Source organism: Paenibacillus oryzisoli (assembly GCF_001653565.1).
GTDB classification, from domain to species: domain Bacteria; phylum Bacillota; class Bacilli; order Paenibacillales; family NBRC-103111; genus Paenibacillus_E; species Paenibacillus_E oryzisoli.
This window is the reverse complement of sequence record NZ_LYPB01000070.1, coordinates 69139-91892: the sequence shown is the minus strand read 5'-3', so window position 1 is coordinate 91892 and position 22754 is coordinate 69139. Positions and strand designations below refer to the sequence as shown.

Below are 22754 nucleotides of genomic sequence, written 5' to 3'. Positions count from 1 at the left end.
GAGATTTGGGGAGGTAGTCCCTTTTTATGTGTGAAAAAAGCTAGGTTTGGTGCGGGTTTGAGATTATGAAATTGACTCTTTCCTACAGTTAATTTCCATTAAAAGCTACTAATTCATCAATCACTCACACACAAAATAGCTGTAGATTTTCCATCTATTCACTAAATATTAAGAGAAATGGCCGAATTAACTGTATTTTTTACATTTATTTGAAAATTTGGCTACTTAAGAGCATACCTACTTTACTTCTACCTTCATCTTCTACCTTCTACTTCTGAACATGAGATACTCAACAAATTCAAATCAATTCACACACTACTAGGACTTTACTAATAATATTTTAACTTTTAAATAGTATCATGGAATCAAAGGAGTGATTCTATGATACTAATAATTTGGAATGCAATAGGTCTTTCTCTTCTAATCGCAATTTTATATCTATCTCTAGGAGCATTCTTTGAGAAGGATGTTTTTTAGTGAAAACATATACAATAAATAACGCTTCGTAGTCATTAGCGAATATAGGAATGATATTGCTACTAGCAATATTATAAAATCCAACACTGGATTTTATTTTTGTTTAAGTACCATTTTTTATTCTTTCTTACACTTAATCTTCAACACACAATTACTCCTTAGGTACTTACCATCTTCAACTACAACCACTTCGTCATCAAATAATTTAATCTTTAAAACATCGATTGCTCTTCCAAACCATACTTCAACCTCCATGTTAGCATTAATGCAATTTTGAAGCTGCTCATTTAAAGACATACCATCGATTATTACAATGAAGCAATTTAATATTCAGCTATTGAATATCTAGATCAGTAGATGATTTATGTTTCACTCAAAGGATATTATTTATTTTTTTTCAAATTATTTACATTTATTCTCTTTAAATGATAGACTCTAAGAGTTGGCTCTTTAGTTACTTTCCAACTTTGTGCTATTTTCCATAAGGTATATGGAGTAATCGCTCCAAACAATGCAAAACCAATCCAAAGTGCAAAGAAAATTATTTCAAAGATACTGAATATCTTTACTCCTGGAAGAACAAACAAAGTTATCAACTTCACCCATTTCCTTTTCATCCCATTTCACTCGTTATACATTAAATTCAACATAAAGAAGCTAACTCTTTTACGGATAGCTTTCCTTTTGGAAAATTCCATATATAACTACTCAAATAACTACTTCACTACTATCATAACCTTCGTTCCATCCTCAAATTTCTCTGACTGATTTGCAATAAAAGAACCTGCTCCAAGATTATCAGCAGGAGTTACATACTCTATATCTGCACCTTGTCCACCTTCAGCACACATCGCCATAGGATACTCATCCCTGTCATACCCCTTCTTTGTTGGAACGCCCTTCAATGATTGATTACGGTTCTCATCTGCGCCTTTACAATCAATTGTACAGAAATTTGATTTCCCATGATCTTCTGCTGACTTAATATGTGCTGCGGTTTCAGGGAAACGGTCTGAGGGCACTACGATTGTAAATTGAGCTGTAGTGCTTTCGTTTGATTTTGAATCTTCTGGTATAAAATAATTTGTTTTTCATTGATCCTACCCTTATGTTGGTTTGTTATCTTTTGTATTGTTTAATCGAAAGATTATTACGTAGTAATAATTCAAGTTCCTTTATTTGCACAGCACTTTCAAAAAATGATCTTGGAATTATCAGAGCTTGATTTTTAGCAATATATACTAAATGCAGCTTCTTATTCTGCTTTGCTTTATACACTTCACTCCATTTAACTTTACCATTTCCTACTTCAGAGTCAGTACTAATTCCATCATCGTCGAAAGTGTACATATACTCCTTATGAATTAGCTTATAACTATTAAACACGCTTTTATGCTTGTAATTAATAATGATTTTTGAAATTAGAGCAATTACAACACTTATCACTATACCACTTAGAATAAATACAGCTAACAAGTCAGTTGAAAATGAAGATTGAATGAGTACAACAATCATATAAATTACGAACAAGTAAACGATTTGAAGCCATAGTTTATTCTTTGAATGGAGAAATTGGAAATCTTTAAAATCTTGATAAGATAGCTTACCTTTAATATTTAATTTTTTTGAGGTTAAATTTTCTGTTGTTATCATTGCGCTCTCCTTTTGTAATTCAGTTATTAAAGACTATTTTACATCTGTCGAACGTTGGTGGACAATATAAATATTACCAAAAATATACTTTAGTTAAAATCTTTTTCAAGTTTAACTTGGCTACGGAACACTGTACATTTGGTGAATCTTTGTTGATGATAAGTTATCGCCCAAATTTAGATGAGAGTCGCTGCCTGGGAGTGCATAGGGGGTATGCGTAAAAAACCAATAACTATATATATTTTAACCACGCCCCCCTATTGCCAAATAAAAACAAGAAAAAGCACCCCTTAATAAAAGGTGCTTCGATTTTCAAACTTTTATCTTTTTAGTTGCTCTTCCCATATCATATATTGCAATAATGAGGAAGGGAAAAACATTCTATCTCCAAACTTACGATCTTGATATTTTCTTATTCTATTCGATATGAACTTACGAATTTGAATTAGACTTATATGAATGTATTCTTCACTTACCACTTCCTTCTTGCGTGATACTAGTAATTTCTTCACTTGATAATTATCTGTTTCGAACTTTCCAAACTCTAGTAATTCTCTTGAAGCTTTATCATAATCTTGTATAAACCCAAACCTGCCAAACGCTTTTTGTATGTTATGTTCCTTAAACAAGTCATTTTCATTAAAGCTTCCTGTTTTCACTTCACAAATAAGCCCTAAAATTTTATCTTTGTGAAGGTTCTCAAACAAACGTGAATCCCAATCATCTGCTCGCCCACCTACTTCTTCATGGACATATGGGAATCTAACCGCTAGTAAATCTGAATCAGAAGTTCTATTTAAATTATCTTTATGAAGCACAAAATTATCAATAAGAAAGAACCCATTTAATCTTAAGTACCAATACACTAATTCTTCGCCATAATTAAGCATTTGCTCACACCTTCTTGTTTATAGATTCAAATTTATTATCACATTATCCATATCGTCTTGTAAAATGCCAATATAGCGTAATGTTACAGATGGTGATGAATGATTAAAAATCTGTTGCAACAACACAATATCCGTTCCTGCTTTATAGGCAAAATAAGCAAAGGTCTTACGAAGTGTATGTGTTCCTATGTTATCTTCTATTCCAACGCACCTAGTAGCAACATTGATTATGTTATAAGCTTGCTGTCGTGTTCATCAAATATGCCTTGATATTACTTGTAGAAACCTCTTCAATCTCAGTAAGGTTAAACTCATTTTTTTAAAAATTTAAGAAAGCTAAGTTGTTTGTTTTTATAACCTTTTTTCGTTCGTACTGAATCATTTTTAATGTCCAAATCGAAAAGAAATTTTTTAAAACGTCTTCAAACAACATAAAAACTCACTCCTTGTATGATATTAGTTCCATACAAATAGTGAGTTCATGTTAGTTTTTTTCTTCTTGGAAACAAAAAATGTATATCACCGCATTTACAATAAAAATCAGCTTTGTATATCATAGTTGATTAGTAAAAGTCGGCAAAATCACACGTTTGAACAAGTGAGAACAACTACACAACAAGCAAAAACGTTGATAAATCAAGCTTGTAGCAATTTTAACATTCTATTCCACGTTATGATACACTTGTTGAACATCTTCTAAATCTTCCAAAGCGTCAATCATTTTATCGAATTGAACTTGTGCATCATCGGATAATGTTACGTTGTTTTGAGCAATCATCGTCAACTCAGCAACTGCGAATTCCGTGATGCCAGCCTGCTTAAGTGCCTCTTGAACGGCGTGGAATTCTTCTGGCTCCGCATATACCATGATCATGTCTTCTTCTTCAAGAAGATCACGCACGTTCACATCCGCTTCCATCAGAATTTCCATGATCTCATCCATGCTTTTATCTTCAATACCGATTGCCGCTGTCGCATCGAACATGTAAGCTACAGAACCTGTGACTCCCATGTTACCGCCATTTTTACTGAATGCGGCACGAACACTTGACGCGGTGCGGTTGACATTATTCGTTAGCGTGTCCACAATGACCATGGAACCATTTGGTCCAAAGCCTTCATAACGAAGCTCTTCATAGATTTCATCGGAGCTGCCTTTGGCTTTATTGATTGCACGATCAATGATCGCTTTCGGAACATTATACGTTTTGGCTCGCTCAAGAACGACTTTCAGCGCACGGTTCGATTCCGGATCGGGTTCACCTTTACGTGCAGCTACATAAATTTCTAGGCCGAACTTCGCGTACACGCGACTTGTACTTGCATCATTTGAAGCTTTCTTCTCTTTTATGTTATTCCACTTACGTCCCACTATGGATCCCACTTTCTATTATGATTTCATTCCCTATCATAACCTATTTTCATATGAATTTAAACACTGATTGAACGCTTGGCAGATCGACTCTATTGCCATATGTATTAATTTACTGCAGATGAGTGGCAAGCATGCCTATTTATTTAAAAAGTAATCTTCGCGGCGGAAACTGTTGTTCCCTCGAGGTGCAGTTTATGCCCTGCTCATGCAATGGTCTTATGAAGAGGTAGTAAAAAGGTGTCTCCATAACCAAGATGCCGTTAATGCAGTTATCCTACTCCCCCTTCCTCCTGCGGAACTCCGTTGGAGATACACCATGAAATTGTGTGAATTGCTTGGTGAAATGGTGTACCGATGAGTACCCGAAATCCTCCGCAATTGACGTAATCGATCGGTTGCTTTCCCACAGGGCTGCTTCAACTTGCCTCATAATGGCTTGCGTCCAGTATGCTTTGGGCGAAACCCCTGTTGCTTGTTTGAAAAGCTCATGAAATTGCGTTTTGCGAAGACCGCATTGGTTCATCCATTCGTCATATCCTCGACTCGCGTTCGCCTCCCTATCCATGCGCTCAATGATCGGAATCATGCGGTAATCGATGAAATGTGGCGTTGCAGCTATTTGTACAAGTGCTAGGAGGAATGCCTTGAGGAGATTGCTTACAATTAATTCGGAGTAGTGATCGTTTCTTCTCGACTGAGACACGGCATGAATGAATAATTGACCAAGGGAAGCATCATGCTGGATGGGTGTAACGACAGGCAACATGTTCAGCTCTGTACATGGGACTATCTGTGTTAACAACTCTCGCTTAAAGTCAGCTTCATCCCAAACGAGATGTTGACGGCTTCTCAATGGATAATTCCAGAGATCACAATACAGGTTATACGTGGAAAGCGGATGATCGGAATTGGCATAAAAGGAGTGCTCCACTTCAGGTGGAAAATAGATCAGATCACCTTTCTTTACAGGGTATGTTTTCCCCTTGGTGGAAACCGTCCCTTTGCCTCCAGCAACGAAATGAAACGCATAGCAATATCCAATTCTGCTAGCCTCAGCTTGATTGCGTTCAACAGGAAATTGATAATAATGCCCCACTCTTACATAGGGACTAACAGCCGTCAAAGATGTCATGATAACCTCACAATCGAAAGTAATTTGGCGAAAAGAATGACCGGAAGAATTGATCAACAGACGGACACAGAAGCAAATACATCGTCCACCTCAAGTGTTATATTTTCTATATTACAACACATATTGGAGGGTGAGTAGGTTGATAAAGCAAAATGGAAGCGGAAGTTTGACTACCGAACAGTCGAAGTTTTATGAGGAACAGGGTTATCTTATTATTCCCCACTTATTGTCTGAAGAGGACTTAGCCTCTGCCCGAGAAGCGATGACTGAAAAGGTATCTATGATTGCGAATGAATTGTTCACGGATGGACTAATTACAGACAAACTTGAAGATCGTCCCTTTCCCAATCGCTTAGCTGAGCTATTCCAGAATCTGTCCGCTGAAACCTTCCTGAAATACGGTCGAAGCTGGCGTGATCGTATCCCTGGCTACTTCACCTTGATGAGCAATCCAAAAATACTGGATGCAGTAGAATCATTAATTGGCGGTGAACTATTCGCAAATCCTGTTTACAATGTACGCCCGAAAGTCCCCAAAGTAGCAGCTGGCGCAGTACCTTGGCATCAAGATAAATCCTATTGGCCGGATGCGAATGCGAACCCTGTTATTACCGTCTGGATTCCGCTTGTCGACGCGACTAAGGTGAATGGCTGCCTTCATATCAAACCTCAGACACATCGTAAACGTGTACTCAAGTGGCATCGTGAAACCCACACAGGTACAGGCTATACCGCACTCAAAGACAGTCAACTTGGCAAAACAGAAGCCGTTGCCCTGCCCGTACCTGCCGGAAGCGCAATTTTGTTCAACGATCGCTGCCTTCACATGTCCACCCCGAACATGTCCGATACGGTTCGTTGGAGTGTTGACCTTCGCTATCAGCCAACAGATCAGGATCCCATGATCCAACATGGCATCGGCTTCTTAGCAAGAAGCCACCAATATCCAACGCGTGTGGCTACTTTGGAGGATTGGCTGGCTGGAAGGCCTGAGCATGTGGAGTGAATTTGTTGGAGGAGCTGGTTGGAGAAGTCGGCTGAGAACTGGTAGTTGATGAAAACTGGCGGTGCTTGGAATGGCTGGTTGCAATGGCATTTCAACAATGCGAGCTACTCGACTTGCATTAAATGGAAATTATGCAGCTAATTCTATCCCTTCTTCTCTAGCAAGTTCGGTACTCAACAGGTATCGAAACTGTATGGAAACAATATGCAAAAAGGCAGTCCCAAAAGTAGATACATCTACTCGGACTGCCTCTCCATCCTACTTACAGCGTCACCTTAAACGTACGAATCTCATAAGGTTTAATGAAGATCTCTATCCTGTCTCCTTCGATCACTTCTCCGACGGGTCTCTCCATGAGATCGCACTCCTGCCAAGACTTCACGGTATAATCACTTGTAAGGGTAACGCTATGTCGTGATCCCGTAAATTCGTGGAGACGAACGATAAGTGCGTCGCTGTCTTCTGCTTTTTTTACCGCGTCCACAAGAACATGCTCCGAGGAAAGACGGAACAATGCTTGCGCATCCACCGATGTGCGTCCGGCTGAATAATGCAGTGGATTGTTCAGCGCCCACGCTTCTTTCACCGTCTCGCCTTCTACCCAGTCCCCTTGGTGCGGCAGCAATGCATACATAAACTCGTGAGCACCTTGATCGGCATGCGGATCGGGGTAGGTCGCAGATTTAATCAGCGATAGCCGAATCGTATGATCCTTGATGTCATGACCGTATTTGCAATCATTTAGCAAACTAACCCCATAGCCGCGCTCAGATAAATCCACCCATTGATGACCGACACTTTCAAAACGCGCATAATCCCAGCTCGTATTCCAATGGGTTGGCCGTTTCACATTCCCGAATTGAATGTCATACGTAGCTTCCGTGGACCGAACGGACACAGGGAAAGCAACTTTGAGCAGTTGTTGGCGTTCTTGCCAGTCTACTTTGGTTGCAAAATCAATCCGTCTGCTGTCCGCATAAACGATCATTTCCTGTTGAATCGTTGAGTCCATGTAGGACCACGCGAACACCACAACCGCACGCAGCGGTCCAGTTTCGGCCAAGCTGACAGATTTAAGCGCCGTGACTTCTCGCATTTTTTCCCCATAAAAAATATCAACATCCCACGCCTCAAAGTCCTTCGGCTTATCCTCAAACACTTGCAGCACATTGCCGCGTTCGCCTTCAGCCAAGACCTCTCGCTCACTTGTCTTATCCCAAATGCTTAGTAATTGACCTGCTTCATTCCAACGGATGTTATAGAAAGGGGTCGAAATACCTTGAGCGATTGAGCCCATTTCGAAGCTATTTGTGCTCTCTACATCCACTGCTGCTTCTTGGAAAGCAATGGTGTTCCATCCAAGTGACGGCACTTGCGATACAAGCACCAGCCATTGATCCCCCTCTAGTTGAGAGGACAGCACCTGCCCGGCAGTATCCACCCACTGCCCTTGCGTCCCAACCTCATTCACAGGGATAACCACGATCTCTTCTCTGGCAAAAGAAGCGCTATTCCATATCGTAAACGACCTATGATCGGTTTCGGTTGCAGCGATCAGCTCTGCAGCTGCCCCACGAATAGCCTTCCGTCCAATCTGTTCAGCTTCCGCATATTCCAAACGTGAATCTTCATACACCTCGGGGATCGAAGAACCTGGAATAATATCGTGGAACTGATTGCGCAGCACAATTTTCCATCCTTCATACAGCTCGGTACTTGGATATTGACGCCAATCTGCCCCCGCTACTACAGCTTGTAACACTTGCAGCCATTCCGCTTCCCTATATAGCAGCTCTAATTTGCGATTCATCCGTTTATTATAAGCCTGGCTGGTGTAGGTTCCACGGTGGTACTCGAGATACAACTCCCCATCCCATGTATGCACATAGCTGTCTGTCGATTTCACCGTCTCATTCAACTTTTCAAAATAGTCATCGACTCGCCCCGTAACAACCTTCGGCAATCCTGGCATGTGCTCCAAGCGACGTCTCATCTCTAACATATCCCGATTCACGCCACCGCCGCCATCACCATACCCATAGGACAACAGCAACTCTTGATTCACTTCTTTATCACGATACGTATCCCAGATACCTTTGACTGAAAAAGGCTCAACCGCGCCATTATACGTGTACCACCATACTGTCGAACCCGGTACTTCCGGGGTTGTGACGAAATGTGTAAGAACCTCTGTCCCATCCATCCCTCGCCACTGAAACGTATCGTGCGGCATGCGATTGTATTGGTTCCAGCTGATTTTGGTAGTCATAAACGTGTTGATTCCTGACTTTTGTAGAATTTGCGGCAATGCCCAGCTATAGCCGAACACATCAGGCAGCCACAAATATTTACACTCGACACCGAATTCATTACGTAGGAATTGTGTGCCATAGAGCAGCTGTCGAACCAGAGATTCCCCGCTCGTCAGATTGCAATCTGCTTCCAACCACATCGCGCCGCCTGCTTCCCAGCGCCCTTCTGCGATCCTTTTCTTCATTTGCTCATAAATGTCAGGATAGTCGGTCTTCATATATTCATATAGCTGCGGTTGTGTTTGTAAGAATACATACTCTGGATATTTCTCCATGAGACGCAGGACTGTGGAAAAAGATCTAGCAGACTTCTCTCGTGTATGCGTTAATCGCCATAACCAGGCGACATCGATATGCGTGTGCCCGATACAGCGCACTGTGACGGCATGTCGTTGCTCCCACCCAGCCGCTTCATTTGCCAAGAAAGTCTGAGCCTCACGTATAGAGGCATAGAACGTCTCCGAGCCTGGACGGGACCAATCGAGCTTCAAGAACGCGCGATCGATCGCCTTCAGCAACTCTTGACGCTCTGCCTGGTTTTCGTTAAGCAGTTTAACCGTTTCCAGAATAGCCCGGCCTGTGTAGTATAAATCGTCAGTCGCTTCATCTAACACAGCAATATCCGCTCTAAGGAGCTCATGGACTTGGTCCTTCGGAACACCGCCGCCCTCCAGTCCTGACCATAAGCGAAATAGCAGTTCAACCTCCGAGCCTATTAGATCTTCTGGGAAAAATACTTCCGTATGATTGGAGTCAACGCCCTGAAACGGCTGTCCGTTCACAAACAACAACGATTCAAATCCCGAATTATTGCCGGGTCCCGTCCTCCCGAAATCAAATAAACCCAGCGGCGTCTGCCCCTTCCATTTAGCAGGAATCGTTATCTTTTGCTTAAGCCATACATACCGGTCACGGCCTTGCCAACGATCGCCTACACTAATTTCGCTCCATTCATTGGAATTGGGCTCCCGGACACCATTTCCCTTCTGCTCATCCACTTGGAAGCTAAATGTTGCAATGGTTTGGCTTTCGCGATACCGATACGAGGCTAATTCGTTCAATCTCTTGGTTAATTTGTCAATTGTCCAGAACATAATGTGCGCTCTCCTCTTTATATAACACGTGTTATATTACCCTAAAAAAAGACCTGACGTCAGCAGTACTTTCGTTAACTGCTTTCACCAGGCTGAAGCTCTGCTTCGACCCATAGTTTTATAGCCATGGATGGCGCCTTAACTTCATTCATTTGCTCATTCAAAGCATGAACTGCCAATTCCCCCATACGTACATAAGGGATATCCATGACAGTCAAGATCGGAAGCATAGCTTGATTATTACGCTTGGTATTATCTGCGCTTGTGAGCAGAATATCTTCTCCGATTCGAAGATGAAGTTCATACGCTACCCGATACATGAGAGGGACAGCCACAGACCAATTGACTAACAAGGAAGGAACACCCTCATATGTATCTGTCGATACTCCCTTCAGCAACTCCGTGATTGCAGGTTCATCGTCCAACGTAATAACACGAACAATGGGATTCCTTGCGTTTTGCTCGCACCAAGTTAAATAGGCTTCTTTACGGTCGCGTTCTGCCCAATTTTCGATATCTTGCTCGTTTCTAAAAATAACATAGATGGGATGAATACCCTCTCGTTTATTCATATACGTCAAAGCCTGATACACGCTTCGCTTGTAATCTACCAGAATAGAAACGACTTCTGGCTGCTCAGCATAACCTTCAATGGAAACGAATGGTATGCCAAACTGATTACTTTGGGTAGCCCAACCCTCGTCAACCGCGTTCAGTGCATCCAGCGAAATAATACCATCGATTCTCCGCTGCAAATAGAAATCAGCCAGCTTACTCAGATCCATACTCGGATCTCCACTAAGCAGAATATGATACCCATACTCCGTACACGCTCGTTGAATACCTTCGAGTACCTGCAGAAACAGTGGATTGCGCGTATTCCCAAATGCAGCGATACAGAAGCTCTTCCCTGTTTTCATACCGCTCGCCCTTGCATCGACATGATAGTTGAGCTCGCGGATGGCTTCAAGGACCGCTTCCCGCTTCTCCTTACTAACACCAATGCCTGGTGTATCGTTAAGAACGGCCGAAACCACACTGCGTGAAACCCCTGCCCGCTTGGCTACATCGAAGCTTGTTACTCTTTTCATAGACAATTTAATAGCACCTCTACCCAAAATATAACACGTGTTATAAGCGATGTAAATATGGTGTTTTTCACACTCCCCCTTTTAGGCGTTGACTCTGCACTTCTCGCAGCAAAAAGCCTCTCGGATCAGATCCGAAGGACTCCTAACTTTCACAAGGGTTACACGCCGCCTTTGCGAATCCAGACAGTCATCTCGCCTACACCTCGATTGCCCCAGAGATAATAGGGCACTGCCTTCAGCCTCACTCGCTCTAGCGCCTGCTGCTGTGTAAATGGACGGTAAGGAGAATCATCCACCCACGAAGTTGATTCATTAGCATAAGCCTCTGTTCCAATCATGACGGCTCCACCTAGCAAATTTGGCTCATAATTCGGTTGGAGCTTCTGCCCCACATCAATTGAAATGGAGGAGAGAGAAGTGACATTATCTACTTCTTCTATACAATAAACGAGGGGACCTCGTTCAATCGCAACTTTGCCAGCATTCGCTCGAATCTCGGGGTGAGCGATGGTCAGCTGAGCTTCGAGCACAAGCTCCCACTCCACGATGTCACCTTGCATCCATGGCCTGTCAACCGAGGCATAGCCATTTACGGTATCGTACGTCGTCAGCACACCGTTGATTTTCATCGCAGCTCTCCCTTGGCTCCAGGATGGGATGCGCAGCGCTAGAGTAAACGTTTCTTGCGGTACTAAAGTTAGCTCGATTCGGACATATCCTTCCCAGGGAAGCTTGGACTGTTGCGTCAAAACAACTTCGCCAACAGCAAGTTGAAAGCGAGCCTCACTACCAATAAACAGATGTGTGTAGACCGTATTGGTCGATGGCGACGATGTGTAAATATAGTTGTTCAATGAACTCAGCAGACGTGCCACATTCGGAGGACAGCATGAGCAGCCGAACCACTTCTGCCGCTCTGCTTTAACATGATGGCGACTAGGATTGAGTTCAGAAGCCTTCGGCCAAACTTCCAGTGGATTCACATAGAAATAATGCTTGCCGTCCTGTGACATGCTGCCAATGACATTGTTGTACAGCGCACGTTCCATGACATCCGCATACTCACTCTTCGCTTCTAGCTGCAGCATGCGCTGAGCAAAGAAGATGAGGCCGATTGAGGCACATGTTTCCGCGTAAACGGTATCGTTGGGCATATCATAATCGAACGTGAAGGCTTCCCCATGATGCGTTGAGCCTATTCCACCTGTGATGTACATCTGCTTCTTGGTTGTGTTATCCCACAGACGGCGACAAGCCGAGAACAATGATTCATCCGCGGTTAATCTAGCAAGATCTGCCATGGCTGTGTACATGTAAACAGCTCGCACCGAATGACCGATGGCCACTTCCTGTTCGCGTACTGGCTTATGCGCTTGATTGTACGCCATTTGCGCTACGGTTGGAATTGGTTGCTTCTTTTGCGTCCAATAGCTGAAGCCCTCTCTATCTCTACATTCTTCAACGAGAAAGTTCGGTTCAGTACCGCGCTCATCTATGAAGAATTGCGCAAGCTTCACATAGCGTTCTTCCCCCGTAGCTTGAGCAAGCTTAATGAGTGCAAGTTCGACTTCTTGATGACCGTCGTAGCCTCGGATTTGTCCAGGCTCGCGACCGAATACGGTCTCAATGTAGTCAGCGAATCTGCACATGACATCTAGCAATTTTCTTTTGCCCGTCGCATCATAATAAGCAACTGCCGCCTCCATCATGTGACCAGCACAATATAATTCATGCGCTTCATGTAAATTCGTCCATGCCTGACCTGGCTTTTTAATCGTAAAATACGTATTTAAGTAACCGTTCTCATGCTGTGCTTTGGCAATGAGTTCAATGACCTCATCTGCCGTTTGTTCCAACGCAGGATCTGGCATCATCGCCAAGGAATACCCAACTGCTTCGAGCCACTTGGCAAGGTCGCTATCCTGAAAAATGAATCCGCCAAACTCTCCTTCTTCGAGCCCTGCCGCAATCCGGAAATTGCGAATGGCATAACTAGGCTCAGCACCTTCAATTGCGTCATTCAAAGCATCCCATTGATACGGAATTACGGTTCCTCGCACCAGTTCCATAAATGGATCCCAAAATGAATCCTGTATGCGTACCTTGTTGTTCATTGCCTGTTTGCTCGTGAAATTCACCATATGTAGAATCTCCTCTTGTCGTCTTATTTTATATAACATTTGATTATCACCTACATACAGTTTATCCTTATAAATAAAGAGGAAATATAAATAAATCCAACCAAATTTATATAAAATTTAACACTGACAATTGGAGGTAAAACGTTGAGTGAATCTGGATATATCTGGATGGAACTCCCCCCACTTCCCTACTACATCACGATTGGCTTGTCCACCTACCTTCCAGGAGAAATGCATCCAAGCCGACGCAATTTAGGTATTTTCGATCTGCTCTGGGTAACCAAAGGGACTCTATATATGGGTGAAGACGACAATGAGTGGGAGGTTACGGAGGGGCAAACGTTATTATTGCTGCCAGACCGGTACCATTATCCCGTTAGAGGCTGTGACATTGAAACCATTTTCTATTGGATTCATTTCGACTTTCAAGGTGATTGGCACCAAACAACAGATGGGGACCTCGGGCCTATTTACTCGCAACAAGTTCGCAAGGGGTGGGAGAATCCGTATCGGATCCGCATCCCGCAATATGGTGCCCCGCCCGAATTTGCGCTTGCGGAGCGACATCTTCGCAAACTGTTGACTGACTCGGCTCATCCTCGTTCAGAGACGTACTGGAGTGAACAGCAGCTCTTCATGGAATTGCTCCGTCTCCTCGATGCTGGACATTCTCGCAGCGATGCGTCTCCTGGTCAGTTACTGGCAGACAAGGTCGAGGCATATTTACGCCAACATTACCAATCTGATGTGACGAATAGCTCCCTCGCTGAAGAATTTCATTTTCATCCCAACTATATTGTCAGATGTATGAAAGAAATCTATGATTGCACGCCAATGGCCTATCTGCACGACTACCGAATTGAGCAGGCGAAACTGCTGCTTATCAAAACAGAATGGTCCATTGCGCGAATCGCTGAGCACATTGGTTTTCTTAATGCGCCTTACTTCTCTAATTGTTTCAAAGGGGCTGTTGGTATCTCACCTCTGCGGTTCCGGAAGCAGTATTCTGCATGAGTAGCATACCATGGAGCAAATGAAGAAGAAGCTAAGCGCGACCAGCAACTTAGCTTCTTCTATGTATATCTGGGTCGTTAACCACCGTAAAAATTTGCCTGAGGGCCTTTCACATCTAGCTTTATCCGAAACAAGCTTCCCGCATAGGGTTGGTTCACTCGGTCCTCTTCGCTAACACCTACACTTGCCGTGGTAATATACAATTCATTCATGTGTTCTCCGCCAAATGCACAAGAACTTGTTCTTTCCACAGGGACAGCTATTGAGCCTATTTTCTCACCAGTCATCGGATTATAACGCCCTACCTGCCAGCCTCCCCATTGGGCAACCCATAACATACCATCGTTATCCACAGCCATTCCATCTGGAAAACCTTCGTCTTCCGCTATAGTAACAACCGTACGCGGATTGGAAATTTCACCTGTTTCTCCATCATAGTCATAGGCTACCACTTTCTTCGTCGGCGAATCGATATAATACATAATCGTATTATCTGGACTCCAACCTAACCCATTGGATACAGTAATACAGCCATCCTCGAGTGTTCGAACGGTACCGTCGATATCCAGACAATAAAGTGAGCCTGTTGGCGCTGACTCGTTCTGCGCCATCGTACCTGCCCAGAACCTACCGGCTCGATCACATTTGCCATCATTAAAGCGATTGTTAGGCAATTGACTCTCTGGATCTTTAACGGGGGTTACTGTCTCGGTTTCCAAATCTAGCAGATGAAAGCCTCGCTGCATGGCAAGAACCATGCCACCCTGCTGTCTTGGCACGGCGGCTCCTATCTTTTGATCTAAGCGAATTGTACGACTGCTTCCATCAGCGGGATTATACAAATGTACGGCTTGTCCATTTATATCGACCCAAATGAGCTCCCCTGTCGTGTGGTCCCAGACGGGACCTTCGCCAAGATTAGCTTGTATATTTCCGATGCGTTCAATGCCATCATAGTGATGCATCATTTCCATGCCTCCTTAGAGATGGGTTTGTAATCGTTGTCATGCATGTTTGACGCTATAAAGGTTCAAAAGTTGTGCCCCGCTGTTCTAACTCCCTTATAGCAGTTCCCATTAGCCTGATACTGAATATGATAGCAGTACCACATGTCTTGGGGAAGGGGATCCTTTATGATAATCCGTAAAGCTGTGCGCGTTTCAAAGCCGAGCATCTCATCGACCAAGCCACGCTTGATTGCAACTATTCCTGTCAAAAGCCCTGCCGTACACTTCGCCATCAATCCTTTAACGAATCGGCTTTATTTTATTCAAGGTGACAACCGTCTCGGTGTTCTGGATACTGTAACCAACAAAGTCATCACCACAATTACCATTGGTAAATTGCCATATAATATGGCTATCAATACACGGACAAATCGGATCTATGTATCCAATTTTTATGATGGTACCGTTTCCGTTATCAATGGACGAACAAACCGTGTTATTTCTACCATTAAAGTTGGTGAACGCAGCGATAATCTTGCGGTTAACACACGGACAAATCTAATCTATGTTTCAACAATCTCCTTACGATCACGAAATGCCAATCTCGTCGTGCTGAATGGCGCTACGAATAACGTACACCGCACCATTCCATTCCAAGGACGCCCTTCGCAAATAGTAGTCAATGCTGTAACGAATCGGATCTACGTAACCAACACAACGACGGATACGTTAGCTGTAATCCGAGGAGATACTAATAAGATTATCGCGACACGGAAAGTCGGAAGAAATCCTGTTATCACACCTGTGATTGATCGAAAAACGAATCAGCTCTATGTGGCTAATAATTTAAGTAGATACAGCTCCGTCGTGAACTTGCGAACCCTTCGTGTGCGTAAGGTTCAACTCGGAAGGCGACAACGAGACATTACGCTCAACCCGCTAACGTGTCGGGTTTATATCTCAAGTGCACAAATTTCCGTGAAGGGGCGGATTTTTGTTGTAAGCAGCCGCACAAACAAAGTCATCGGTTCCTTAACCGTGCCTGCCTTTACGGATGTGCTGATTAATCCACGAACAAACCACTTATTCGTTTCCAAATCCACAGAAACAGGTGCCGTTCCACTCATCGTCTATCACGGCAGCAGCCTGAAGCCACTCAAGAAGCTCAAAGTTAGCGCTGGGTCCGGGTCTTTGCTGCTTAACCCTCTCACGAATCGCATCTATGTCGGCGGGGAAAAGACGATATCTGTCATTCAGGATTAAGTTTTGATGCTTCTGCTGGCAGGGAGGGTCTGTAACTCGAATTTTTCGAGTTACAGGTAGGCGGCGCGGGTTCGGCGGCTCTGTAACTCGATTTCTTTGAGTTACGGTGCCACCCTGTGCTTGTTTTATTGGAGATAGTCGAATTTTTCGCTATCTCACAATCCATCACAAAAACAACACCTCATTCAGGAAATACCCTGAACGAGGTGTTGTTCAATCTGATACAAAGCAGCATCCAATTGCGCAGCGAGTCCTGTTCCCATTTGAGACAAAACCCGGTAGCCGCTACGCTGGAGCTCTTCTCCACCTTTATTATTCTGTGCGATGCCATGTAGAAATCCATCTTCCGTTAGATATGGTGTGAGTGCGTCTCTGACTCTCTTACTCACTGCTAATAAAGAATCGTCAAGAATACCTAGCTGCACACCAATTGCCAAAGAGGCTGCAATCGCGGCAGAGCCTGAAGTTTCAACTCCTGTTTGCGGCTCATCCACATAAACATACCATAACCCATTCTCGGATTGGTGACCTCTAATGACTTCTGCTATACGAACAAGTTCCTCTTTAAGCACATGGATACGCACTCGGATTGCCGGAGACATTGTTCCAAGTTCATCATATTCGTGCAGCACACGAAGCGTTCTGGCAAGTCCTAACATGTACCACGCATAAGCACGAGACCAATTGGCGAAGCTATGACTCCCATCCTCATGGAGTCTCAAATACAAATCCGTCCCACTTGTGAGTCGTTGTTGGCGAGACTCCAATTGCTGGATAGCCAGAAGGGCTAAATCTTCTCGCTTATACAGCTTAGCCAGCACTGCCAATGGATAGGCAATGGTATAGCTGCCCTCTGCTGAGAGTATCCTACCATCCATGATCGTACCATCCTGCGATGTTTCGGATAACCAATACGCTATAGCCGAGTCAATCGCTGGATGATTGGGTTCCAGTTGAGCTAATGCGGCAAAGGGTAACGTTCCCTCAATGCCATAGATGCGCCCATCAACGGGTGCACTTCGTGGGTTTTCATAATGAAGCAAGCCTGACGCATCGAAGAAAAGCTGTAAATGCTCCTGAGCCGTCCTTTGATAGGTTCCTCCACCATATGCAAGTTCCAAATCCAGTAAACCATCTAACACACAACCTTCTAACCAGCCAAAAGGTTGCAGAGAAGATAGAGTCGCCAGCGATGCTGACATCTTCTGCCATGGATCTCCTGGTTCTGCCTTTGTGACAAGGAGATGTGGAAATAGCAAAGGAGCTTCCTCTGTCCCTTCCGTAAATATCCAGAGTGGCGAGCTACCTTGGGTTAATCGTAGTTCGATGCCCTCAATGGCTAGCAGCTCGACTTGCTCGCGACTTAGCAACAGCTGATAAGACTGAAACACAGAAGCATATCTAATGTCCCACTCTCCGATAAATATGTTAGTTAACACTGAACGTGCCTCGACACGTACTTCTTCACGAACATCCAATGCCACAGTTATTCTCAGCCATGCTGATTGTTCCGTAATCTCACTCTTCCATATAAGCCGTACACTTTGCTCTAATGTTTCACCAATCGCAACTGCTGTCCAGCCCATGGGAATCCGCTTTCCCTCAGGCACAATACTACCTTCTCCTTTAACCACAGTAACACCAATGTAAGAGACCAAGTTCGGAACCTCCCAAGCTTACTACCTATGCACTTATTGAAAATAAACAGAAAGATCTCGTTCCTAATTAACTCATTTAGATAAGCACATAAATCTCATTTCCCTCAACCTCTACTTCGTAACCTCGCAGTTGCACACTGCCTTCAACCAGATGCTTGCCATCTATCAAACCAAACTCCCAACCATGCCATGGGCAGCGCAATATCTCCTGATCCCGGCCATACTCATACTCATAAACTAAAGAGGGCAGTCGTGTCCCGCACACGACACCTTCACAGACTGGTGCAGCCCCATGCGGGCACATATTGCGCCAAGCATAATAACTCCCATTTACTAGGAATACGCCGATTTCAATCCCTTTGACTTCGATAATCTTGCGTCCTTTCTCTGCAAGTTCTTGGACGCTTGAAACTGCATATCTGGATTTAACTTTACTCATTGTGAGGAATCCCCCTCACTAACAGAAGCAGATGCAGCTACCGGAGCTGGGAAGGTCTCATGTCCATATAACTCTAAAGCATTATCTACCAAAATACGTTGTCGCAGCTCTTTACGAATTGATTGCAGCGCCATTTGGGGATTATCGAAATCCCAGTGCGGATAATCCGAAGAGAACATAACCATATTATCCGCACCTAGCATATCCAAAATTTGATTAATATGCTCTGGTTTGCTGGGCTCTTCAATGGGTTGTGTCGTGAGTCGAATGTGATCTTTAATGTATTCGGATGGTAATCTTTTGAGCCAAGGAACCAAATCTCGAAGTCCTTTAAAGTTCTTATCCATCCGCCACATGAGGTGTGGAAGCCACGCTAATCCACCTTCAATTGCAACAAATTTTAACTTAGGAAACTTCTCAAATACCCCTTCACAAACTAAACTATTGACATGAGACATGTAATTAATTGGTAAAATATTGTGCCACTCCAAATAGGATGTTGGGTATCCCGATGGGGTCGGAGCACCTGCAATTCCTCTGCCCTCTGTACCAGGATGAACGGCAACAGGCAGTCCATTTCGCTCAGCTGCTTCATAAATAGGGTGAAAGCAACGCTGACCGAACAATGTACGAGAACCGCTGCACATAATAACCTGTATCATGTCAGGATGCTTCGCCATACGATCAATTTCCTTCGCAGCAGCTATCGGATCTGCATGATTAATAAGAATAGATCCTTTATACACCGGGCTTGCCTTCAACCATGTTTCAACCAGCCAGTCATTGTAAGCACTTGCGACAACATTGCCATAGTCTGGATTCGGATTTAAGGAAATTCCCAATATCCCAGAACCGGTCAATATCCCATAATCAATCCCATATTTATTAAAATGATGCTTCAACATATGTTGCGGATCGCTGCCAGGGATTCCACCGCCATCAGGCACGGCATCTTTGCGCATCACACCTACTGGGGAATGCCAACCACCGCCGTAGCCAGGACCGGCTGAAAGCCAATAATCGTGCCAAACCTTAGGCAAATAGGGCAGCAAATCTCTCGAATGTGCTATCGCATTATGAACATCTGTATCAATGATATTGGGTTTATTCATCTTCAACATCTCCTCATCTGTGAGCTTGTAATCGCTTATATATACAACTATAAGCCTCAAACCCACTTGCGTACATGAAGATATGTTGCGGAAAACTGGATTTTTGTTAGGTACTAATTTGCATTGAGCACAGCACGAACTTAAACCTTCATTCCACCCAACAGAACTTCTACACCTTCACTTTTCTAGAAACTTTAAGAAACATGTGAGCTGTACACCAAGCGACTACCGCCAGAAAATGGGGAACTCATTACGGTTTTAGAGAGGTTTTAAGTCGTGAGGTACGGGTCATACTTGATAGTATATACATAGTAAGGAGTGGGCCGTATTTTATTTAATATCTTGATAGGTTTTGTTGTTCCCTGGCTACTTGGCTTGGCTTGGTTTAAAAAAGCACCAACCATTGCTATACTCATTTCCCCCATCTCTGCCATCGTCTCTACTATTATTAACGATATCGGTTATCATGTGGATTTTTGGGATTTTACGCCGAAAATTGAAGATGATGAAACGATTTCTGCGCTCCCATTTGACATTGGCCTCTATCCTTTGGCGGCATGTGTAGGCATTTACTGGATTGATTTTAAGAAAAAACATCCTCTTGGTGTCCTAATTGTACTTTCCTTCATCTTGACTTGCCTAGAATATATAGTGTATCTCCTCGGGAAACTTGAATATAATCATGGCTGGACGATTGGTTGGACGTTCGTCTCTTATTTCATTGCTGTCACTTCTGTTTATGGATTCTATGCGCTAGCGAGGAAGCATGGCGTCAACTTTACAAGTATAAAATAATGCATCCTATACAAAATCCGTCCTGCAAGGTATAGGGTGGATTTCGTTCGTCTTCAATGATTGATCCTATCTGCACTCCTCGATAATGAGAGGGTACCTATCAGCATTAGTGATGCTTCGCTCGGCCGCGGGTGGGCATTAGTGATGTTTTTCATCACTAATGCTGTGTTTAGCATGGCTTCGCGCGAGCGGAGGCGGGCATTAGTGATGTTTTTCATCACTAATGCTGTGTTTAGCGGGGCTTCGCTCGGCCGCAGGCGAGCATTAGTGATGGTTTTCATCACTAATGCTGTGTTTGGCGGGGCTTCGCTCGGCCGCGGGTGAGCATTAGTGATGTTTTTCATCACTAATGCTGTGTTTGGCGGGGCTCCGCTCGGCCGCGGGTGAGCATTAGTGATGTTTTTCATCACTAATGCTGTGTTTGGCGGGCTTCGCGCAGGCGCGGGTGAGCATTAGTGATGGTTTTCATCACTAATGCTGTGTTTAGCGGGGCTTCGCTCGGCCGGGCGAGCAATAGTGATGGTTTTCATCACTATTGCTGTGTTTGGCGGGGCTCCGCTCGGCCGCGGGTGAGCATTAGTGATGTTTTTCATCACTAATGCTGTGTTTGGCGGGCTTCGCGCAGGCGCGGGTGAGCATTAGTGATGGTTTTCATCACTAATGCTGTGTTTAGCGGGGCTTCGCTCGGCCGGGCGAGCAATAGTGATGGTTTTCATCACTATTGCTGTGTTTGGCGGGGCTCCGCTCGGCCGCGGGTGAGCATTAGTGATGTTTTTCATCACTAATGCTGTGTTTGGCGGGCTTCGCGCAGGCGCGGGTGAGCATTAGTGATGGTTTTCATCACTAATGCTGTGTTTAGCGGGGCTTCGCTCGGCCGGGCGAGCAATAGTGATGGTTTTCATCACTATTGCTGTGTTTGGCGGGGCTCCGCTCGGCCGCGGGTGAGCATTAGTGATGTTTTTCATCACTAATGCTGTGTTTGGCGGGCTTTAGTGATGTTTTTCATCACTAATGCTGTGTTTGGCGGGCTTCGCTCGGGTGGAGGCGGGCTTTAGTGATGTTTTCACCCTCATAGCATCGGCCAGCGAGATTTCCAACTCATCCACCAAGGCTGCGCAGAGGCAAACTAATTTCCATACAAAAAGGAGCTAAGCGCAAAACACCGCTTAACTCCTTTTACTATCCTAGAATATCCGCTGCTTCCATCCCATCAGCTTAGCTAGTGCCTCGACGTAATAGTAATCGCCATAAATGAGCGATACATTCACGTTCTGTCCCGCCGGCTTATTTCCAGTTCCCTCCAACAGAATCGCTTGGTGCTCCTTTTGATCCCACGTACCGTAGTTCACCGTTAGCGATAGCAGCATTTGCTCCGCAGCACGGAGATACATGGCACCTTCGTTGGCTGGTAAGAAAGCCGCTAGTTCAATCAACCCGGAAGCTGCGCAGGAAGCAGCGGAAGTATCTCTCGGCTCGTTATCCAGCGTTGCATCTGCACGGAAATCCCAGTGTGCCACATGATCTTCCGGCAGGCACGCCAAGAAGTAATTCGCCACGCGTTGCGCCGCTTTTAAATACTGAGTGTCTCCTGTGAAACGGTACACATTCGCCAAACCATGCAAAGCCCACGCTGCGCCTCGACTCCAAGCCGATTGTGGGCCGGCGCCTTGACCGCCGAGCGATTCAATTAGCTCGCCTGTCTTGGGATCGAAACTCAAAATATGGTTCACGGAGCCATCTTCTCGGATGAACTTCTGAACAACGGTATCCGCCTGTGCTCTTCCGATATGGTCGAAACGCGGATCCCCTGTCACCTCAGCCGCCCAGAATAGAACCGACAGATTCATCGTGGAATCAACAATGGACCAACCTAACTTATCTTGGTTCCACGCCCGAATGAAGTTACCAGCAATGTTGAATCGGCCTGCAAGGAAATTAGCTGCCTGTAGCCCCCGTCGCAATCCATCTTTGTCTCCTGTCAACTTATACTTAATGACCGCTGTCGGCAAGTACTGGAAGCCCACATCGTGATGGAAATTATTGTCCCGAATGCTAGCTTGCTCGAACTTGCCGTCCCACTCCCAAGCTGCATCTTTGTAATGCTCCTTGCCCGTCATCTCATGCATAATCCATAGAATACCCGGCCAGAAACCTGACGTCCACCAATCAATTCGCATATCATCATAAACGCCGTCTTCTTTGGCAACATGCGGTGATTTCCCACCAATTTGCTCGATCATGCGGTCAACCTTCACTTGCAGCTCGTTCCATACATCGGGCAAAATATCCCCAAGCTTCTGTGCGTTCTGCCAATTTACTGTATTCTTAAGTTCACTCATCTTATACGCCTCCTCG

General features: G+C 44.4%; 17 protein-coding genes and 2 pseudogenes. 4 read left to right on the top strand and 15 right to left on the bottom strand.

Annotated elements, in window-relative coordinates:
- Positions 1 to 860 precede the first annotated feature (860 nt).
- The 7 genes and pseudogenes from A8708_RS16595 to A8708_RS16570 form a co-directional block, all read right to left on the bottom strand.
- Positions 861 to 1094: a hypothetical protein gene (locus A8708_RS16595; protein ID WP_068665363.1), complete on the bottom strand. Its 234-nt coding sequence runs from the start codon at positions 1092 to 1094 to the stop codon at positions 861 to 863.
- Positions 1095 to 1193: 99 nt separating this feature from the next.
- Positions 1194 to 1508, bottom strand: a pseudogene (locus tag A8708_RS16590) (NucA/NucB deoxyribonuclease domain-containing protein); the annotation flags it as partial.
- A gap of 88 nt (positions 1509 to 1596) precedes the next feature.
- Positions 1597 to 2130, bottom strand: coding sequence for a YcxB family protein (locus A8708_RS16585; protein ID WP_068665360.1), 534 nt, complete (start codon positions 2128 to 2130; stop codon positions 1597 to 1599).
- A gap of 320 nt (positions 2131 to 2450) precedes the next feature.
- Positions 2451 to 3020: a hypothetical protein gene (locus A8708_RS16580; protein WP_068665350.1), complete on the bottom strand. Its 570-nt coding sequence runs from the start codon at positions 3018 to 3020 to the stop codon at positions 2451 to 2453.
- 18 nt (positions 3021 to 3038) lie between these two features.
- A pseudogene (locus A8708_RS34880) lies at positions 3039 to 3257 on the bottom strand (tyrosine-type recombinase/integrase); the annotation flags it as partial.
- A 424-nt stretch (positions 3258 to 3681) separates the two neighbouring features.
- Positions 3682 to 4392 (bottom strand): YebC/PmpR family DNA-binding transcriptional regulator, encoded by a 711-nt coding sequence (locus tag A8708_RS16575; RefSeq protein ID WP_068665348.1) that lies wholly within the window; start codon positions 4390 to 4392, stop codon positions 3682 to 3684.
- Between the two features lie 277 nt (positions 4393 to 4669).
- Positions 4670 to 5527, bottom strand: a complete 858-nt coding sequence (locus A8708_RS16570) for an AraC family transcriptional regulator (protein WP_068665346.1) — start codon at positions 5525 to 5527, stop codon at positions 4670 to 4672.
- A gap of 139 nt (positions 5528 to 5666) precedes the next feature.
- On the opposite strand from A8708_RS16570, the gene A8708_RS16565 reads away from it, so the two are divergent.
- Complete coding sequence (locus A8708_RS16565) at positions 5667 to 6533, top strand: phytanoyl-CoA dioxygenase family protein (RefSeq protein WP_068665344.1); 867 nt, start codon at positions 5667 to 5669, stop codon at positions 6531 to 6533.
- A 262-nt stretch (positions 6534 to 6795) separates the two neighbouring features.
- On the opposite strand, the gene A8708_RS16560 is transcribed toward A8708_RS16565, so the two are convergent.
- The 3 genes from A8708_RS16560 to A8708_RS16550 form a co-directional block, all read right to left on the bottom strand.
- A complete protein-coding gene (locus A8708_RS16560) occupies positions 6796 to 9939 on the bottom strand; it encodes an alpha-mannosidase (RefSeq protein WP_068665342.1) in 3144 nt (1047 codons plus the stop codon).
- Positions 9940 to 10013: 74 nt separating this feature from the next.
- Positions 10014 to 11030, bottom strand: coding sequence for a LacI family DNA-binding transcriptional regulator (locus A8708_RS16555; protein WP_068665375.1), 1017 nt, complete (start codon positions 11028 to 11030; stop codon positions 10014 to 10016).
- A 158-nt stretch (positions 11031 to 11188) separates the two neighbouring features.
- On the bottom strand, positions 11189 to 13171 hold the full coding sequence (locus tag A8708_RS16550; RefSeq protein WP_068665340.1) for a glycoside hydrolase family 127 protein: 1983 nt from the start codon (positions 13169 to 13171) through the stop codon (positions 11189 to 11191).
- A 144-nt stretch (positions 13172 to 13315) separates the two neighbouring features.
- Between A8708_RS16550 and A8708_RS16545 the strand changes: the two genes are divergently transcribed.
- A complete protein-coding gene (locus A8708_RS16545) occupies positions 13316 to 14185 on the top strand; it encodes a helix-turn-helix domain-containing protein (RefSeq protein WP_239696726.1) in 870 nt (289 codons plus the stop codon).
- 77 nt (positions 14186 to 14262) lie between these two features.
- Here the strand turns inward: A8708_RS16545 and A8708_RS16540 are convergent, their stop codons facing one another.
- Entirely contained in the window at positions 14263 to 15153 is an 891-nt protein-coding gene (locus tag A8708_RS16540; RefSeq protein WP_068665338.1) for an SMP-30/gluconolactonase/LRE family protein, read from the bottom strand.
- Between the two features lie 165 nt (positions 15154 to 15318).
- Here A8708_RS16540 and A8708_RS16535 point away from each other — a divergent pair, with 165 nt between their 5' ends.
- Positions 15319 to 16395 (top strand): YncE family protein, encoded by a 1077-nt coding sequence (locus A8708_RS16535; RefSeq protein ID WP_068665337.1) that lies wholly within the window; start codon positions 15319 to 15321, stop codon positions 16393 to 16395.
- A gap of 185 nt (positions 16396 to 16580) precedes the next feature.
- Here the strand turns inward: A8708_RS16535 and A8708_RS16530 are convergent, their stop codons facing one another.
- The 3 genes from A8708_RS16530 to A8708_RS16520 form a co-directional block, all read right to left on the bottom strand.
- Complete coding sequence (locus A8708_RS16530; protein ID WP_068665335.1) at positions 16581 to 18053, bottom strand: glycoside hydrolase family 88 protein; 1473 nt, start codon at positions 18051 to 18053, stop codon at positions 16581 to 16583.
- A gap of 76 nt (positions 18054 to 18129) precedes the next feature.
- On the bottom strand, positions 18130 to 18492 hold the full coding sequence (locus A8708_RS16525; RefSeq protein ID WP_068665333.1) for a Rieske (2Fe-2S) protein: 363 nt from the start codon (positions 18490 to 18492) through the stop codon (positions 18130 to 18132).
- On the bottom strand, positions 18489 to 19604 hold the full coding sequence (locus A8708_RS16520; RefSeq protein WP_157264828.1) for an amidohydrolase family protein: 1116 nt from the start codon (positions 19602 to 19604) through the stop codon (positions 18489 to 18491). Before A8708_RS16520 ends, A8708_RS16525 begins: the two co-directional genes overlap by 4 nt.
- Positions 19605 to 19922: 318 nt before the next feature.
- Here A8708_RS16520 and A8708_RS16515 point away from each other — a divergent pair, with 318 nt between their 5' ends.
- Positions 19923 to 20399, top strand: coding sequence for a CBO0543 family protein (locus tag A8708_RS16515; protein ID WP_157264826.1), 477 nt, complete (start codon positions 19923 to 19925; stop codon positions 20397 to 20399).
- Between the two features lie 1184 nt (positions 20400 to 21583).
- Here the strand turns inward: A8708_RS16515 and A8708_RS16505 are convergent.
- Positions 21584 to 22738, bottom strand: coding sequence for a glycoside hydrolase family 88 protein (locus A8708_RS16505; RefSeq protein WP_082927564.1), 1155 nt, complete (start codon positions 22736 to 22738; stop codon positions 21584 to 21586).
- Positions 22739 to 22754: the final 16 nt, after the last annotated feature.

Bases quoted from the DNA above. Each gene is read 5' to 3' on its own strand.
- A8708_RS16520 (WP_157264828.1), bottom strand. From the start codon at position 19,604: ATGAATAAACCCAATATCATTGATACAGATGTTCATAATGCGATAGCA.
- A8708_RS16585 (WP_068665360.1), bottom strand. From the start codon at position 2,130: ATGATAACAACAGAAAATTTAACCTCAAAAAAATTAAATATTAAAGGT.
- A8708_RS16505 (WP_082927564.1), bottom strand. From the start codon at position 22,738: ATGAGTGAACTTAAGAATACAGTAAATTGGCAGAACGCACAGAAGCTT.
- A8708_RS16555 (WP_068665375.1), bottom strand. From the start codon at position 11,030: ATGAAAAGAGTAACAAGCTTCGATGTAGCCAAGCGGGCAGGGGTTTCA.
- A8708_RS16595 (WP_068665363.1), bottom strand. From the start codon at position 1,094: ATGAAAAGGAAATGGGTGAAGTTGATAACTTTGTTTGTTCTTCCAGGA.
- A8708_RS16550 (WP_068665340.1), bottom strand. From the start codon at position 13,171: ATGGTGAATTTCACGAGCAAACAGGCAATGAACAACAAGGTACGCATA.
- A8708_RS16560 (WP_068665342.1), bottom strand. From the start codon at position 9,939: ATGTTCTGGACAATTGACAAATTAACCAAGAGATTGAACGAATTAGCC.
- A8708_RS16535 (WP_068665337.1), top strand. From the start codon at position 15,319: ATGATAATCCGTAAAGCTGTGCGCGTTTCAAAGCCGAGCATCTCATCG.
- A8708_RS16540 (WP_068665338.1), bottom strand. From the start codon at position 15,153: ATGATGCATCACTATGATGGCATTGAACGCATCGGAAATATACAAGCT.
- A8708_RS16570 (WP_068665346.1), bottom strand. From the start codon at position 5,527: ATGACATCTTTGACGGCTGTTAGTCCCTATGTAAGAGTGGGGCATTAT.
- A8708_RS16525 (WP_068665333.1), bottom strand. From the start codon at position 18,492: ATGAGTAAAGTTAAATCCAGATATGCAGTTTCAAGCGTCCAAGAACTT.
- A8708_RS16580 (WP_068665350.1), bottom strand. From the start codon at position 3,020: ATGCTTAATTATGGCGAAGAATTAGTGTATTGGTACTTAAGATTAAAT.